Source organism: Saccharothrix longispora (assembly GCF_030852425.1).
GTDB classification, from domain to species: domain Bacteria; phylum Actinomycetota; class Actinomycetes; order Mycobacteriales; family Pseudonocardiaceae; genus Actinosynnema; species Actinosynnema longispora.
The window spans coordinates 335037-351142 of the sequence record NZ_NSDM01000007.1 but is presented as its reverse complement, the minus strand read 5'-3'; the positions used below and the strand labels follow the sequence as shown (position 1 = coordinate 351142).

12 protein-coding genes are annotated in these 16106 nt (G+C 72.8%); 8 read left to right on the top strand and 4 right to left on the bottom strand.

The genetic code is table 11. The features are described 5' to 3' along the window. Window positions 1–39: 39 nt before the first annotated feature. Window positions 40–1518, bottom strand: coding sequence for a S8 family peptidase (locus CKY47_RS18900; protein WP_306747177.1), 1479 nt, complete (start codon window positions 1516–1518; stop codon window positions 40–42). A gap of 248 nt (window positions 1519–1766) precedes the next feature. Here CKY47_RS18900 and CKY47_RS18895 point away from each other — a divergent pair, with 248 nt between their 5' ends. The 6 genes from CKY47_RS18895 (at window position 1767) to proB (ending at window position 9520) form a co-directional block, all read left to right on the top strand. After that, on the top strand, window positions 1767–2498 hold the full coding sequence (locus CKY47_RS18895) for a TIGR03936 family radical SAM-associated protein (protein ID WP_306747233.1): 732 nt from the start codon (window positions 1767–1769) through the stop codon (window positions 2496–2498). Window positions 2499–2688: 190 nt separating this feature from the next. Continuing rightward, a complete protein-coding gene (locus tag CKY47_RS18890) occupies window positions 2689–5664 on the top strand; it encodes a translation initiation factor IF-2 N-terminal domain-containing protein (RefSeq protein ID WP_306747176.1) in 2976 nt (991 codons plus the stop codon). A gap of 543 nt (window positions 5665–6207) precedes the next feature. Continuing rightward, window positions 6208–6522, top strand: coding sequence for a 50S ribosomal protein L21 (gene rplU, locus CKY47_RS18885; RefSeq protein ID WP_306747175.1), 315 nt, complete (start codon window positions 6208–6210; stop codon window positions 6520–6522). Between the two features lie 14 nt (window positions 6523–6536). Further along, a complete protein-coding gene (rpmA, locus tag CKY47_RS18880) occupies window positions 6537–6800 on the top strand; it encodes a 50S ribosomal protein L27 (RefSeq protein WP_306747174.1) in 264 nt (87 codons plus the stop codon). Window positions 6801–6902: 102 nt separating this feature from the next. Then, window positions 6903–8393, top strand: a complete 1491-nt coding sequence (gene obgE, locus CKY47_RS18875) for a GTPase ObgE (RefSeq protein ID WP_306747173.1) — start codon at window positions 6903–6905, stop codon at window positions 8391–8393. Window positions 8394–8407: 14 nt separating this feature from the next. Then, entirely contained in the window at window positions 8408–9520 is a 1113-nt protein-coding gene (gene proB / locus CKY47_RS18870; RefSeq protein ID WP_306747232.1) for a glutamate 5-kinase, read from the top strand. Here proB and CKY47_RS18865 read toward each other — a convergent pair. Genes CKY47_RS18865 through CKY47_RS18855 form a run of 3 tightly spaced genes read right to left on the bottom strand, consistent with a single transcriptional unit; the run spans window position 9517 to window position 13452 of the window. After that, entirely contained in the window at window positions 9517–10782 is a 1266-nt protein-coding gene (locus CKY47_RS18865) for an MFS transporter (RefSeq protein WP_306747172.1), read from the bottom strand. The two genes, proB and CKY47_RS18865, sit on opposite strands and share 4 nt — an antisense overlap. A gap of 58 nt (window positions 10783–10840) precedes the next feature. Next, a complete protein-coding gene (locus CKY47_RS18860) occupies window positions 10841–11353 on the bottom strand; it encodes a GNAT family N-acetyltransferase (RefSeq protein WP_306747231.1) in 513 nt (170 codons plus the stop codon). A gap of 20 nt (window positions 11354–11373) precedes the next feature. Beyond that, window positions 11374–13452, bottom strand: coding sequence for a RecQ family ATP-dependent DNA helicase (locus CKY47_RS18855; protein ID WP_306747230.1), 2079 nt, complete (start codon window positions 13450–13452; stop codon window positions 11374–11376). Window positions 13453–13532: 80 nt separating this feature from the next. Between CKY47_RS18855 and CKY47_RS18850 the strand changes: the two genes are divergently transcribed. After that, window positions 13533–14807 (top strand): glutamate-5-semialdehyde dehydrogenase, encoded by a 1275-nt coding sequence (locus tag CKY47_RS18850; RefSeq protein WP_306747229.1) that lies wholly within the window; start codon window positions 13533–13535, stop codon window positions 14805–14807. Window positions 14808–14923: 116 nt separating this feature from the next. Continuing rightward, window positions 14924–16102, top strand: a complete 1179-nt coding sequence (locus tag CKY47_RS18845) for a cytochrome P450 (RefSeq protein WP_306747171.1) — start codon at window positions 14924–14926, stop codon at window positions 16100–16102. Window positions 16103–16106: the final 4 nt, after the last annotated feature.

Sequence of the window (16106 nt, the reverse complement as noted above, 5' to 3'; positions counted from 1 at the left end):
GTGATGTTCGTCACACCCGTTTCGCCGACCGGTGCGGGATCACTCCCGCACCGCGGCCAGCGCGTCGACCACGCCGTGGCCGTAGAAGCCGTTGTACTCCGAGTACCCCGTGCAGAACGCGTCCTGCACGCCCGTGCCGTTGAGGTCGTAGTCGGCGGGGCACGGCAGCGTCTCGGCCTGCGCGTTGAGCATCCGCGACAGCTCCGGCGCCCCCGCCTCCGGGTGCGTGGACGCCAGCAGCGCCGCCACCCCGGCCACGTGCGGCGCGGCCATCGACGTGCCGCACGAGTAGTCGTACCCCGACGGCACGGTCGAGAGCACGCAGCCGTTCTGCGCGTCGTCCGGCACCTGCTTCCGGTCGCCGCCGGGCGCCGTCACGTCGACCGCGCCCAGCCCGTAGGAGCTGTACCCGGCCTTCACCTTCTCCGAACCGATCGACGACACCGCCACGACGTTGCGCAGCTGTGCGGGCAGCACCAGGCACGTGTTGTCCACCGGCTGCGGCTTCACGTCCTCGGGCGCCGCGTTGGTCGGGCTCAGCGCGTCCAGGCCCGGCTTGGTCAGGTCGACCGCCCCGTTGCCCGCCGCCGCCACCGTCAGCACGCCGCGCGCGGTCGCGTACTCCACCGCCCGGCGCACCGCCTCGTACACGACGGACTGGCCCACCTTGTTCTGGCAGGTGAACACCCACGGGTCGATGAAGTAGCTGTTGTTCGTGATGGTCATGCCCCGTTCCGCGGCCCACATGAACCCGCACACCGCGTACTCGGGGTAGATGAACCCGGCGTCGTCCACGACCTTCACCGAGGCGATCCGCACACCCGGGGCGACGCCCGTGGTGCCCAGGCCGTCGTCGGCCGCCGCGATGGTGCCCGCCACGTGCGTGCCGTGCGCCGACGTCGTCGGCGACCACGCCGCCTGCGCCGGGTCGGCCACACCGGTCGTGCAGCCCGCCGACAGCTCGGGGTCGAGCGCGCCCACCAGGTCGGGGTGCGCCGGGTCGATGCCCGAGTCGAGGACGCCGACCACCACGTCGCGGCTGCCGGTGCTCACCGCGTGCGCCTCGGCGGCCCGGATGAGGTCCATGTCCCACTGCTCGGCGGTGCGGTCCACCGCGCCCGCGGTCCGGCGCGTTCCGCCCAGCTCGTCGTCCTTCGTCTTGCGCGCCGGCGCGCCCGTGCGCCTGGACAGGCCGTCCTGCTGGGCGCTGTAGGTGCGCTCCACGCCCATCCGGCGGGTGAAACCGGGATCGGCCGAGACCGCGACCGCGACCGCGATCTGCGGGTAGTAGCCCGTCGTGGTGCCGCACGCGCCCGCCACGCTGGCGTTCGCCAGCGGCTCGCTGGTGCCACGCTCGAACACCACGAGGTAGCGCAGCGTCGGTCCCGGCTGCACGCACCCCGGCGTGGTCGGCGGGGCCTCGGGTTCGGCCGAGGCGCCCGCGGTGGCCGCGAAGCAGCCCGTCGCGAGCAGCACCGACGTGACCGCGACCGCTCGGACGCGGCGGAGCAGAGGCACGGGGGACCTCCAGGGCTGGACCGGGCCGGTCGCCACGACGGCGATCCGTCACTACTCACTGCTGCCGACCGGACGGTAACCAGGTGAACGGGAGCAGACAAGCGCAACGGTGCCGAGCACGTCCACGGTACCGTCCTCCTGGAGTAGGAGCGTGGACCGTTGGGGTGCTCACCCCATCGGGGACCACCCGGGTAACCAGGGGAGCAGCACTGAGCCGCCAGCAGCAGCCCAACCCGTCGGCCGCACCGGTGCAGAAGCTCCGGCTGCGCTACGCCAAGCGCGGACGGTTGCGGTTCACGTCACACCGCGACATCGCACGCACGTTCGAGCGCGCCCTGCGCCGGGCGGGCGTCCCGATGGCCTACTCCCAGGGCTTCAGTCCTCACCCGAAGGTGTCATGGGTGGGCGCGGCGCCGACCGGTGTGGCGAGCGAGGCCGAGTACGTCGAGGTCCAGGTCGTGGACCGGGTCGACCCGGAGGCCCTGCGCGTCGCGCTGGACGCCGTGCTGCCGCCCGGCCTCGACGTGCTGGAGGTGGTCCAGTCGAGCGGCGGCACGCTGCCCGAGCGGATCGAGGCCAGCGCGTGGCGGCTGGAACTGCCCGGCGTGTCGCCCGAAGACCTGACCGAAGCGGTCTCCGCGCTGATGGCCGCGGAGTCCGTCGAGGTCGAGCGGTTGACCAAGGACGGCAAGAAGGTGCTCGACGTGCGGCCGGCCGTCGTGTCGGCCCAGGTGGACGTGCATTCGAGCGATGCGGGACACGATGCCGGGGATTTGTCACAACCGTGTGGGATACTCATGACGGTCGTACGGCAGACAACCCCTACCGTGAGACCCGACGACGTGCTGAGCGCGCTCCGAGTCGTCGCCGACCTGGTTCCGCCGGTGCCCGCGAAGGCGACCCGGATGGCGCAGGGGCGGCTCGACGACGAAGGCGGCCTGGTCGACCCGCTTGCCCTTGACAGGGCGGCGGAGGTCTGACCGGACGGCCGGAGCGGCGCTGACGGCGTCGTCGAGGAGGAGTTATAGGACCTGCTGTGCCGCACGCCCCACGGGCGGGCGCCACAGCGCGAGGCAAGGATTCCCGCCGCCAGCCGCGGCGGTGAGTGGACAAGAGAGGCCCCTGCGCGGCCGCGTCGGTTGGGACGCGCCCGGGGGCGGAGGAGCTGCATTGTCGAACACGGAAAAGCCCGCCGGCTCCGCCGGCGGGGGTAACGCCACACCCGGACACCCGGATCTGGGCGACCTCCCCGCCAAGCTGCGGGTGCACGCGCTGGCCAAGCTGCTCGGCGCGAGCAGCAAGGACGTCGTGGCTGCGCTCGCCGACCTCGGCGAATCAGTGCGCAGCGCGCAGTCGAGCGTGAGCCGAGACCTCGCGCTCAAGGTCGCGGAAAGTCTGCTGAGCTGGGACGACATCGTCACCGGCGAGGTCGACGAGCAGACCGAGGCGCCGGCTCCTGTCGCCCGCGACGTGGCGCCGCTGGCGCCGCTGTTCGCGCCGCCGTCCGCGGTGTTCCTGCCGCCGACGCCGGTCGTGGTCGAGACCCCGGTGAGCCGGGACGACGACGACCAGCACGAGGACGACGACGAGGACCACGACGCCGACGAGCGCGACGCGTCCGACGACGCCGGTGACGAGGGCGAGGGCCGCCGCCGCCGCCGTCGTGGCCGGCGTGGTCGCGGCCGCGGCAAGGGTGTGGGTGACGAGGTCGGCGCCGACGAGGACCAGGCCGACGAGCCCGCCGAGGCCGAAGCGGACACCGAAGCCGCGGACGACGCCTCCGCCGACGAGGACGGCGGCACCAGCCGTCGCCGCCGTCGCCGCCGTCGCCGCAAGGCCGGCGCCGACGACGAGGCCGCCCCGAACGAGGACGACCCGCCGAACACGGTCGTGCACGTCCGCGAGGTCAGCCGCGACGCCCGCGACGACAAGGCCGACTCGGAGGCCGCGCAGAACGAGGTGCGCAGCGTCCGCGGCTCCACCCGGCTGGAGGCCAAGCGCCAGCGCCGCCGTGACGGCCGCGAGGCCGGCCGCCGCCGCGCCCCGGTGCTGTCCGAGGCCGAGTTCCTGGCCCGCCGCGAGGCGGTCGAGCGCACGATGGTGGTCCGCGAGCGCGGTGACCGCACCCAGATCGGTGTGCTGGAGGACGGCGTCCTGGTCGAGCACTTCGTCACCTCCTCCGGCTCGGGTTCGCTGGTCGGCAACGTCTACCTCGGCCGCGTGCAGAACGTGCTGCCCTCGATGGAGGCGGCGTTCATCGACATCGGTCGCGGCCGCAACGCGGTGCTCTACGCAGGCGAGGTCGACTGGGACGCGGCCGGCCTGGAGGGCAAGGCCCGCAAGATCGAGCAGGCCCTGTCGAGCGGCGACAGCGTCCTGGTGCAGGTCACCAAGGACCCCGTCGGCCACAAGGGCGCCCGCCTGACCACGCAGATCAGCCTGCCCGGTCGCTTCCTGGTGTACGTGCCGGGCGGCGGTGCGACGGGCATCAGCCGCAAGCTGCCCGACAACGAGCGCAAGCGCCTCAAGGACATCCTCAAGCGGGTCGTCCCCGAGGACGCGGGCGTCATCATCCGCACCGCCTCCGAGGGCATCGCCGAGGAGGAGCTGGGCCGCGACGTCACCCGCCTCCAGGCGCAGTGGCAGGTCATCAAGGACAAGGCGGGCACGCCGAAGGCCCAGGCGCCGCAGCTGCTCTACGAAGAGCCGGACCTGCTGGTCAAGGTCGTGCGCGACCTGTTCACCGAGGACTTCGCGTCGCTCGTGGTCCAGGGCGCCGACGCCTGGGAGACCATCGACGGCTACGTCCGGCACGTGGCCCCCGACCTCCAGGAGAGGTTGCGGCGGCACGTGGGCAACAGCGACGCGTTCGTGGAGTACCGCATCGACGAGCAGCTGCTCAAGGCGCTGGACCGCAAGGTGTGGCTGCCCTCGGGCGGCTACCTGGTCATCGACCGCACCGAGGCGATGACGGTCATCGACGTCAACACCGGCAAGTTCACCGGATCGGGCGGAAACCTGGAAGAGACGGTGACGCGCAACAACCTGGAGGCGGCGGAGGAGATCGTCCGCCAGCTCCGGCTGCGCGACATCGGCGGCATCATCGTCATCGACTTCATCGACATGGTGCTGGAGTCGAACCGCGACCTGGTGCTGCGCCGGCTGACCGAGTGCCTCGGCCGCGACCGCACCCGCCACCAGGTGGCCGAGGTGACGTCGCTGGGCCTCGTGCAGATGACCCGCAAGCGGGTCGGCACGGGCCTGCTGGAGGCGTTCTCGACGACCTGCGAGCACTGCCGCGGGCGTGGCGTGGTCGTGTCCACCGAGCCGGTGCACGCGCACGGCAACGGCGGCGGCAACGGCGGTGGCCAGGCCCAGCAGCAACAGCAGCAGCAGGGCGGTGGCCGCAAGTCGCGTCGCGCCAAGGCGGTCGAGGCCCCCGAGCCGGTGGCCGAGCAGACCGTCGAGCCCGCCGAGGAGCCCGATGCGATCGCCGAGCCCCCCGCGTCGACCGAGCCCGTGGCCGCGGCCGCGGTGGTCGAGGAGGAGGCCGCGCCGGAACCCGCCAAGCGCGACCGCCGCCAGCGCCGCCGCGCCCGTCGGGACGCCGGCGCCGTGATCAAGCACGGTCCGGAGGACACCCCGGTCGACCAGTCGGCCCCCACCGCGACCGGCGACCAGGCCCCGTCGACCGACCCGGCCCAGCAGGCCGGGGCGGAACCGGCCGCGTCCGAGCCGACGGCCCCGGTGACGGGCCGGCCGACGTCCGCCCGGCCCGAAGCCCAGGCCGCCGAGCCCGAGCAGCCGCAGGCCGAGCGGACCGGTGCCGAGCAGGCGGGTGCCGACCAGACCGGTGCCGACCAGACCGGTGCCGACCAGACCGGTGCCGAGCAGCCGGCGCAGGCCCCCGAGCCGCCCCGGGCGACCCAGGAGCCCGTCGCCACCCCGGTCGGGGAACCGACCCAGGCGCCCGCCCCGACGCAGTCGGAGCAGCCCGCCCAGGCCGCCGACCAGTCCCGCAACGGGCACGCCCAGGAGGCGGCGGCCCAGGAGGCGGCGGCCCCGGCGGTGACCACCCGTCGCCGCACGGCCCGCCGCGCCGCCTCCCGCCCCGCCGGCCCGCCGCTGGGCGTCAAGGAAGGCTGACCGGACGCACGGGGACGACCGCCACCCGCGGTCGTCCCCGTGCCCGTTCCGCCCCCGGGCTCCACAGCCCGCCGCACGGCGCCACCCACCCGTGCCCACCCGCTCCGGTTCACCCGTTCGGGGCCGACCGCCCGCGTCCGATCGCCCGCGTCCTATGACGATCGCCCGGCCGGCCGGAGCCGTTCGCGACCACGGAGTCGTCCACAGCCGCGGGCACGTCCCCCGACGCCGTCGGCCCCTCGTGGTTGGCTGTGCCCGAGGGGGCCGCCGCTCGGGGGTTACCCCTGCGCGGGCTCGACCGAGTGGCCCCGACCCCCGTGCCGCCACTGCGCGCCCACTGTGGCGACACTATGGCGCACCGGCTCGGACCAGGGTTTTCCTGTCGCGGCGACCCCGGTTTGACCTCGCCGACCGACGCCACGTAACCTGTTACGCGGCCCGCCTTCCTGGTGGACCCTGTCGTGCGAAGCCCAGTCCGCTCTTCACAGTGGAGCCGAGGCGCGCGCGATCCGTCCCGTCGAGTAGCAGGAGACTTCCGTCCCGATGTACGCGATCGTCAAGACCGGCGGCAAGCAGTACAAGGTGGCTGTCGGTGACGTCATCGAGGTCGAGAAGCTCGAAGGCGCGCCGGACACCGAGATCACCTTCGCGGCGCCGCTCCTCGTGGTGGACGGTTCCGACGTCACTTCCGACGCCGACGCCCTGGCGAAGTTCTCGGTGACCGGCAAGGTCGTCGAGCAGACCAAGGGTCCCAAGATCCGCATCCACAAGTTCAAGAACAAGACCGGTTACCACAAGCGCCAGGGTCACCGCCAGAAGCTGACCCGCGTCGAGGTCACCGGCATCACCGGTAAGTGAGGATCTGACTAGCCATGGCACACAAGAAGGGTGCATCCAGCTCCCGCAACGGCCGTGACTCGAACCCCCAGTACCTCGGGGTCAAGCGGTTCGGCGGTCAGGTCGTCAAGGCCGGCGAGATCCTGATCCGCCAGCGCGGCACCAAGTTCCACCCCGGCGTCAACGTCGGTCGTGGCAAGGACGACACGCTGTTCGCCCTGACCCCCGGGTCGGTGCAGTTCGGCGTCAAGCGCGGTCGCAAGACCGTGAACATCGTCCCGGTCGAGGTCGCTGCCTGAGGGCAGTCGCCAGACCGCGACACGTGTACGACCTCCGACGAGGGGCGGGACCGGTGCACTCCGGTTCCCGCCCCTCGTTGCTTCTGCTGAAAGGAAATCCCCGTGTCCCGCTTCGTCGACCGGGTCGTCATCCACGTCGCCGCAGGTGACGGGGGCAACGGGGTCGCCTCCGTGCATCGCGAGAAGTTCAAGCCGCTGGGCGGTCCTGACGGCGGGAACGGTGGCAGGGGCGGCGACGTCGTGCTGGTCGTCGACTCCCAGGTGCACACGCTCCTCGACTTCCACTTCCGCCCGAACGCCAGCGCCGGCAACGGCAAGGGCGGGCAGGGCGGCAACCGCGACGGCGCGAACGGCGCGGACCTCGAACTGCGCGTGCCCGACGGCACCGTCGTGCTGACCCCCGAGGGCGAGGTCGTCGCCGACCTCACCGGCGAGGGCACCCGCCTGATCGCCGCCCAGGGCGGTCGCGGTGGCCTCGGCAACGCCTCGCTGGCGTCCAAGGCGCGCAAGGCGCCCGGGTTCGCGCTGCTCGGCGAGCCGGGCGAGACGCACGACCTGGTGCTGGAGCTGAAGTCCGTCGCCGACGTGGGCCTGCTGGGCTTCCCGTCCGCGGGCAAGTCGTCGCTGATCTCGGTGCTGTCCGCGGCCAAGCCGAAGATCGCCGACTACCCGTTCACCACGCTCGTGCCGAACCTGGGCGTGATCACCGGCGGCGAGACCATCTTCACCATGGCCGACGTGCCGGGCCTGATCCCGGGCGCTTCCGAGGGCAAGGGCCTGGGCCTGGACTTCCTGCGGCACATCGAGCGCTGCGCGGTGCTCGCGCACGTCGTGGACTGCGCGACCTACGAGTCGGACCGCGACCCGCTGTCGGACATCGACGCGCTGGAGCAGGAGCTGGCGAAGTACACCCCGTCACTGGCCGACGACCTGGCCGAGCGGCCGCGCGTCGTGGTCCTGAACAAGATCGACATTCCGGAGGCGAAGGACCTGGCGGAGATGGTCCGCCCCGACATCGAGGCTCGCGGCCTGCCGGTGTTCGAGGTGTCCACGGCCAGCCGGGAGGGCCTGCGGGAGCTGACGTTCGCGCTGGCCCGGATCGTCGAGGAGTACCGGGCGGCGAAGCCGGTGCAGGAGGCGACGCGGATCGTGCTGCGGCCCAGGGCCGTGGACGACGCGGGCTTCACCGTGGTCGAGGACCCGGAGACGCCCGGTGGGTTCATCGTGCGCGGCGAGCGGCCCGAGCGCTGGATCAGGCAGACCGACTTCAGCAACGACGAGGCCGTCGGCTACCTGGCCGACCGGCTGAACCGCCTCGGCGTGGAGGACGTGCTGGTCAAGAAGGGCGCCGAGCCGGGCTGCCAGGTCACCATCGGCGAGCTGGTGTTCGACTGGGAGCCGACGACGCCCGCCGGCATCGCGATGACCATGACCGGCCGCGGCACGGACGCCCGGCTGGAGGCCAACAACCGGGTCGGGGCGTCCGAGCGGTTGGCGGCGAAGAAGGCGCGTCGCATCCCCGGCGCCTACGACGAGGACGGCCACGACGGGGGCGACTCCCGCGAGGGCGACCTCGACGAGGACGACGAGTGATCGGGTCGGCGACGGTGTCCCAGGCCCGGCAGGCCGTGTCCGGGGCGTCCCGGGTCGTGGTGAAGGTCGGGTCGTCGTCGCTGACCACCGCCGCGGGCGGGCTCGACCCGGCGCGGTTGGACGCCCTGGTGGACGCGGTCGCCGCGCGGTGCGCCGCGGGCAGCCAGGTGGTGCTGGTGTCCTCCGGCGCGATCGCGGCGGGCCTGGCCCCGCTGGGCGTGACCCGTCGGCCCCGCGACCTCGCCACCCAGCAGGCGGCGGCGAGCGTCGGCCAGTTGGCGTTGGCGCACGCGTACGCCAACTCGTTCGGCCGCTACTCGCTGACCGTGGGCCAGGTGCTGCTGACCGCGGACGACGTGGTGCGGCGCGCGCACTACCGCAACGCCCAGCGCACGTTCTCCCGGTTGCTGGCGCTGGGTGCCGTGCCCGTGGTGAACGAGAACGACACGGTCGCCACGGAGGAGATCCGGTTCGGCGACAACGACCGGCTGGCAGCCCTGGTGGCGCACCTCGTCGGAGCGGACGCGCTGTTCCTGCTGTCGGACGTGGACGCGCTCTACGACGGCGACCCGCGCAAGCCGGGCGCGCAGCGCGTCACCGAGGTCGTCGACGCGTCCGACGTGGACGGTGTGCGGGCGGGTTCGGTCGGCTCGTCCGGCCTCGGCACGGGCGGTATGGCCTCCAAGCTCGCGGCGGCCCACCTGGCGGCGTCGGCGGGCATCCCGGTGCTGCTGGCCGGGGCGTCGGACGCGGCGCGGGCGTTGAGCGTGGCGGACGTCGGCACGGCGTTCGCGGTCACCGGTCCCCGGCTCACGGCCCGCCGCTTCTGGCTCGGGCACGCCGCCGGCGCCACCGGCAGGCTCAGCCTCGACGAGGGCGCGGTGGCCGCCGTCGTGGGCCGGCGGCGGTCGTTGCTGGCGGCCGGCGTCACCGGCGTCGAGGGGGCGTTCGACGCCGGTGACGTGGTCGAGCTGGTCGACCCGTCCGGGCACGTGGTGGCGCGCGGCGTGGTCGCGTTCGACGCGGCCGAACTGCCCGCGCTGATCGGCCGGTCGAGTCACGACCTGCCGGCCGAGCAGCGCCGCGAGGTCGTGCACGCCGACGACCTCGTGCCCCTGCGGATTTAGTGCAGTTCGTCGCCCTTCGTCTCCGGCATGCCGAGGATGACGAGGAACGCGATGACGGCGGCGCCCGCGACGTAGTAGAAGAACAGGGTGCCGGGCAGCCACTGGATCACCAGTGGCGCGGTGCCGCCGAACAGGGCGACGGTCAGGTTGTACCAGGAGCCGATGCCCAGTGCCCGCAGCTCCGTCGGGAACAGCTCGCTCATCACCGCCGGGGCCACCGACGTCATCGCCGTGTAGATGCCCGAACCCACGCAGAACACGAGCAGCAGGTTGCCCACGCTCGGCCCGATCAACGTCGACAGCGGCACCACCAACAACGCCGTCGCGCCCGCCCAGACCAGCAATTGCGGCTTGCGGCCGTACTTGTCCGACAACGCGCCCATCGGGTACTGCAGGGCGATGAACATGACCGTGGCGATGGAGAGCGCCAGGAACACGTCCACCGGGTCCGCGCCCCGCTTCGACACCGCGAACGGCGTCAGCGCGCTGAAGAACGTGTAGTAGCACAGCGTCGAGAGCATCGTGAAGCCGACGAGCCGGCCGACCGCCTTCGGGTGCTCCCGCAGGGTCACCAGCAGCGGGTTGCGCAGGGCCTTGGCCTTGGCCTTGTTCTGCTCGAACTGCTCGGTCTCCTCCAGGCTGCGCCGCAGCCACAGCCCCACCAGACCGAGCGCGCCGCCGACCAGGAACGGGATGCGCCAGCCCCACGACGCCAGCTGCGCGGCGTCGAGCGAGCGGGCCATGAAGAACCCGAGCAGCGACGCCGTCAGCACCGAGATGCCGGTGGAGATGTAGAAGAACGACGAGTACCGGCCCCGGCGGTGCGGCGGTGCGATCTCCGCCAGGTACGCCGACGCGTTCGACACCTCACCGCCCACCGACAGGCCCTGCGCCAACCGGGCGAGCAGCAGCAGGACCGGGGCCAGCCACCCCACCTGCGCGTAGGTGGGCAGCAGACCGATCGCCACCGACCCGCCCGCCATCAGCACGATGGTCAGCAGCATCGCCGCCCGCCGCCCGCGCAGGTCGGCGAACCGGCCGAGCAGATAGCCGCCCAGTGGTCGGAAGAAGAACGCCAGGGCGTAGGCGGCGAACGTGTTGATCAGGGCTAACTGGGGATTGTCCTTGGGGAAGATCTGCGTGGCGAAGTAGATGCTGAAAGTGGCGTAGATGGTCCAGTCGTACCACTCGATGGCGTTGCCGATCGAGGCTGCGACGAGTTTGCGCACAGGAAGGCGGTGTTCGGTATCCACGGCGGACATGCCGGGACCGAACCACATGGACCCCGCAATCGGTAGTGGCGATACCGAACTGTCGCATTCAGGTGTTTTTACCCCTCCATTCCTCTGCCAGCAGTGCGAACAGCAGATCATCGGTCCATTCGCCCTTGTGCCACGTCGCTTTCACCCGGTGCCCCTCCTGTCGAAAGCCCAGCCGGGTCAGCAACCGGGCCGAACGGTCGTTCCTGGCGTCGCACTCGGCCGTCACGCGGTGCAGACCGCGGTCGGTGAACAGGTGCTCCACCAGGCGGCCCACGGCTTCCGCCGCATAACCCCGCCGCTGGTGCTCCCGGGCCACGGTGTAGCCGATCTCCGCCTGGCGGTGGTCTTCGTGCAGGTTGACGCCGACGTCGCCGACGAGTGTCCCGCCCACGTCGACGGCGTACTGGTACCAGCCGATCCCGGCCGGGTCGAGCGCCGAGACCTCCCGGACGAACTCCTCGGCCTGCGCCACGGAGAACGGTGCGTCCCACCCCTGGTAGCGCGCCACCTCGGGATCGGACCGGTAGGCGGCGAACGCCGGCGCGTCGGCCGCCGAGAACGACCGCAGCACCAACCTGGTCGCAACCAGCGTCACGCCGTCACCGCCAGCGCGAACGGCAGCACCGCCGACGCCCCCGCCCGCCGCAGCAGCCGGGCCGCCACCGTCATCGTCCAACCGGTGTCGACCTGGTCGTCCACCAGGAGCACGGGACCGTCCACACCGGACAGGTCCGGTGCCTCGCACTCGCGCACCAGCCCTGCCAGCCGCTGCGCGCTGTTGGCCCGGTGCGTGGCCTCGCCCAACCACACCCGGCCCAGCAGCGGCAGCCTGCCGACGGACGCGATCCGCCGGCCGAAGCTGTCCACCAACTCCGGCCGCGTCCGCGACCCCACCGTCACCACGCCCACCGGTCGTTCCGCCCATCCCCACGAGGACAGCACCTTCACGCACGCGGCGAACACGTCCTCCGGGATCTGCTGGTCGGGCTCGGCGAACAGCGACCGCAACCGGTTGCCCCAGCCGATGTCGGTCAGCCGCCCCAACGCCCGCCCGGTGGACGCCGCCTCGCCCGCCGGGATCTTGCCCGAGAGGGACACGCCCGCCGAAGCCATGCCCGTCGGCCACATCTTGCGCGGCTCCACCTCGACGCCCGGCCGCAGCAGCCGCTCGCGCGCCGCCGAGGACGCCGCCTCCGACACCTCCGCGGACGGCCGCTCGCCCGTGCAGTTGTCGCACCGCCCGCACGGCGCCGCGTGCGGATCGTCCAACTGCCGCAGCAGGAACTCCATGCGGCAGCCGTCGGTGGCCAGGTAGTCGAGCACCGCCCGCTGCTCGACCTCCCGCGCCGCCGCGATCCGCTCGTACCGCTCGGCGTCGTAGGACCACGGCTGCCCCGTCGACAGCCACCCGCCGCGCACCCGCCGCACGGCGCCGTCCACGTCCAGCACCTTCAGCACGACTTCCAGTCGGGTGCGGGACAACTCCACTATGGGCTCCAGCGCCGCCGTTGACATCGCTCGATCGGGCGACAGTGCGTCGAGGACCTGGCGGACCACCCGTTCAGGTGGGAACGCCAGGGACGCGAAGTACGCCCAGATGTCGCGGTCCTCGGGGCCGGGCAGCAGCAGCACCTCCGCCCGCTCCACGCCGCGCCCGGCGCGGCCGATCTGCTGGTAGTAGGCGATGGGGGAGGGCGGGGCGCCCAGGTGCACCACGAACCCCAGGTCCGGCTTGTCGAACCCCATTCCCAGCGCGGAGGTCGCCACCAGGGCCTTGACCCGGTTGGCGAGCAGGTCCTCCTCGGCGCGCTGCCGCTCCGCCGGGTCCGTGCGCCCCGAGTAGGCCGCCACCTCGAAACCGCGCGAGCGCAGGAACGCCGCCACGTCGTCCGCCGAGGCCACGGTCAGGGTGTAGATGATCCCCGAGCCCGGCAGGGTCCCCAGCCGCTCGGCCAGCCATCCCAGCCGCGCCTCGGCGGTCGGCAGCCGCACCGCCGCCAACCGCAGGCTCTCGCGGTCCAGCGGGCCGCGCAGCACCAGGGTGTCCGTGCCCGCGCCCAGCCCGAGCTGCTCCGCCACGTCCCGCACCACGCGGTCGTTCGCGGTCGCCGTGGTCGCCAGCACCGGCACGCCCGCCGGCAGTTCGGTCAGCAGCGTCCGCAGCCGCCGGTAGTCCGGCCGGAAGTCGTGGCCCCAGTCGGAGATGCAGTGCGCCTCGTCCACCACCAGCAGCCCCGCCGACGCGGTCAGCGACGGCAGCACGGTGTCGCGGAAGTCGGGGTTGTTCAACCGCTCCGGCGACACCAGCAGCACGTCGACGTCGCCGGAGGTCACCCGGTCCTGCACGTCCTGCCACTGGTCGGTGTTCGCCGAGTTGATCGTCGCCGCGTGCACGCCCGCGCGCGCCGCCGCGTCCACCTGGTTGCGCATCAGCGCCAGCAGCGGCGACACGATCACCGTCGGCCCCTCGCCCAGGGACCGCAGCAGCGCCGTGGCGATGAAGTACACCGCGGACTTGCCCCACCCCGTCCGCTGGACCACCAGGGCGCGCCTGCGCTCGGAGACCAGGGCCCGGATCGCGGTCCACTGGTCCTCCCGCAGCACGGCCCGGGGACCCGCCAGGGCCCTCAGCCGTTCCTCGGCCAGTTCGCGGAGCGCGTTGTCGTCCATGCCGCCCACTCTGGCAGACACCGCCGACGGGGTCCGGTCCGCGAGAACCTCGGCGACAGCCACGACCGGGTGACCGTAGGCTGAAGGCCGTGACTGACGACCTGCGCGAACAGGTGCACGCCGCGGCCCGCCGCGCCCGTGTCGCCGCCCACGACCTCGCCCTCGCCACCCGCGAGCGCAAGGACGCAGCCCTGCACGAGATGGCCGCCGCGCTGCGCGCGCGGGCCGGCGAGGTGCTGGAGGCCAACGCGAAGGACCTCGAAGCGGGCAGGGCCGCCGGCCTGTCCCAGGGTCTGCTGGACCGCCTCGCGCTGTCCGAGGCGCGCGTCGAGGGCGTGGCCCGGGGCCTGGAGACGGTGGCCGGCCTCGCGGACCCGGTGGGCGAGGTGCTGCGCGGCTCGATCCTGCCGAACGGCCTGGAGCTCAAGCAGGTCCGCGTCCCGATGGGCGTGGTCGGCATGGTCTACGAGGCCCGTCCGAACGTCACGGTCGACGCGGCCGGTCTCGCGCTCAAGTCCGGCAACGCGGCGCTGCTGCGCGGTTCGTCGTCCGCGGAGCACTCCAACACCGCGCTCGTGGCGATCCTGCGCGACGCCCTGGAGACCACCGGCCTGCCCGCGGACGCCGTGCAGCTGCTGCCGTGCCACGACCGCGCGTCGGTCACCCACCTCATCACCGCGCGCGGCCTGGTCGACCTGGTGATCCCGCGCGGCGGCGCGGGCCTGATCGACGCCGTGGTGCGGCAGGCCACCGTGCCGACCATCGAGACCGGCGTGGGCAACGTGCACGTCTACGTGGACGCCTCCGCCGACCTGGACATGGCGCGGCGCATCGTCCTGAACTCCAAGACCCGCCGGGTCAGTGTGTGCAACTCGGCCGAGTCGCTGCTGGTGCACGCCGCCGTGGCCGACGAGTTCGTGCCGCGCATCACCGACGCCCTGCTGGCGGAGGGCGTCACCGTGCACGGCGACGAGAGGTTCGCCCACGACCCGCGGGTGCGGGCGGCCACCGACGACGACTGGGGCACCGAGTACCTGTCGCTGGACATCGCGGCCCGCGTGGTCGACTCGATCGACGAGGCCATCGAGCACATCGCGGTCCACGGCTCGGGGCACACCGAGGCGATCGTGACCGGCGACCTGGCGGCCGCGCGCAGGTTCACCGCGCGGGTGGACGCGGCGGCGGTCATGGTCAACGCCTCGACCGCGTTCACCGACGGCGGCGAGTTCGGCATGGGCGCGGAGATCGGCATCTCCACGCAGAAGCTGCACGCGCGCGGCCCGATGGGCCTGGCCGAGCTGACCTCGTCCAAGTGGGTGGTCTGGGGCGACGGGCACGTGCGGTCGAACTCCTGACCAGGCCGTGGGCGCGGCGCCGTCGCCGTCCGGGGTGGGGGGCGTCCGGCTCGGTTGACGGTGCGTAGTGGCCTGCCTACTGTCGGGATCGAGCCACCGCCTGCTAGGGGGCACCGATGGAGATCAGGTCCTATCCGTTCGCCGAGCCCGACGACCTCACGCTGAACCCCTCCTACCTGGAACTCCAGCGCGGCGAACCGGTCGCGCGCGTCCGCCTGCCGTTCGGCGGCGACGCGTGGCTGGCCACCAGGTACGACGACGTCAAGGCCGTGCTCGCCGACCCGCGCTTCAGCCGTGCGGCGGCGCTGAACGCCGACGTGCCGCGCACGCTGCCGAACATCCAGACCGATGCGAACATCCTGACCATGGACCCGCCGGACCACACCCGGCTGCGCAGGCTCGTGGCCAGGGCGTTCACCGCCCGGCGGACCGAGCAGCTGCGCGAGCGGGCGCAGGAGGTCGTGGACGGCCTGCTCGACGACCTGGAGGCGCAGGGGCCGCCCGCCGACCTCGTCGAAGCGCTCGCCATGCCGCTGCCCATCACGATCATCTGCGAGATGCTCGGCGTCCCCGTCGAGGACCGGGCCAGGTTCCGGGGCTGGTCGGACGCGGCGGTGGCGATCACCGCGTTCGAGCCCGCCGAGATCGTCGCGGCCGGCGAGGCGCTGACCGGCTACATCCAGGGCCTCGTGCAGGACAAGCGCGGACGGCCGACCGACGACATGCTGTCCGCGCTGGTCGCCGCGCACGACGACGAGGACCGGCTCAGCGAGGAGGAACTGGTCTCGTTCGGCGTGGCGCTGCTGGTCGCGGGGCACGAGACCACGGCGAACCAGATCGGCAACTTCGTCGTCACCCTGCTGCGCAACCCCGACCGGGCCGCCGAGCTGCGCGACGACCCGTCCCTGGTGCCCGCGGCCGTCGAGGAGCTGCTGCGGATCACACCGCTGGGCGGCTCGGCGGGGTTCCCGCGGATCGCCAAGGAGGACGTCGAGCTGTCCGGCGTGACGATCACCGCCGGTGAGGCCGTGTTCGTCAACAACGTGGCCGCGAACCGCGACCCGTCGGTGTTCGACCGCCCGGAGGAGATCGACTTCCACCGCGAGCACAACCCGCACATCATGTTCGGCCACGGCGCGCACCACTGCATCGGCGCCCCGCTGGCCCGGATGGAGTTGCAGGTCGCCGTGGGCACCTTGCTCAAGCGGTTCCCATTGCTCCGACTGGACGGTGACGTGACGTTCAAGAAGGGCAGACTGATCCGTGGCCCGCAGGCACTGATGGTGAGGTGGTGACCCG

Excerpts from the sequence above, each read along its gene's own strand:
- rplU (WP_306747175.1), top strand. The coding sequence starts at position 6,208 with ATGTACGCGATCGTCAAGACCGGCGGCAAGCAGTACAAGGTGGCTGTC.
- rpmA (WP_306747174.1), top strand. The coding sequence starts at position 6,537 with ATGGCACACAAGAAGGGTGCATCCAGCTCCCGCAACGGCCGTGACTCG.
- CKY47_RS18865 (WP_306747172.1), bottom strand. The coding sequence starts at position 10,782 with ATGTCCGCCGTGGATACCGAACACCGCCTTCCTGTGCGCAAACTCGTC.
- CKY47_RS18855 (WP_306747230.1), bottom strand. The coding sequence starts at position 13,452 with ATGGACGACAACGCGCTCCGCGAACTGGCCGAGGAACGGCTGAGGGCC.
- CKY47_RS18845 (WP_306747171.1), top strand. The coding sequence starts at position 14,924 with ATGGAGATCAGGTCCTATCCGTTCGCCGAGCCCGACGACCTCACGCTG.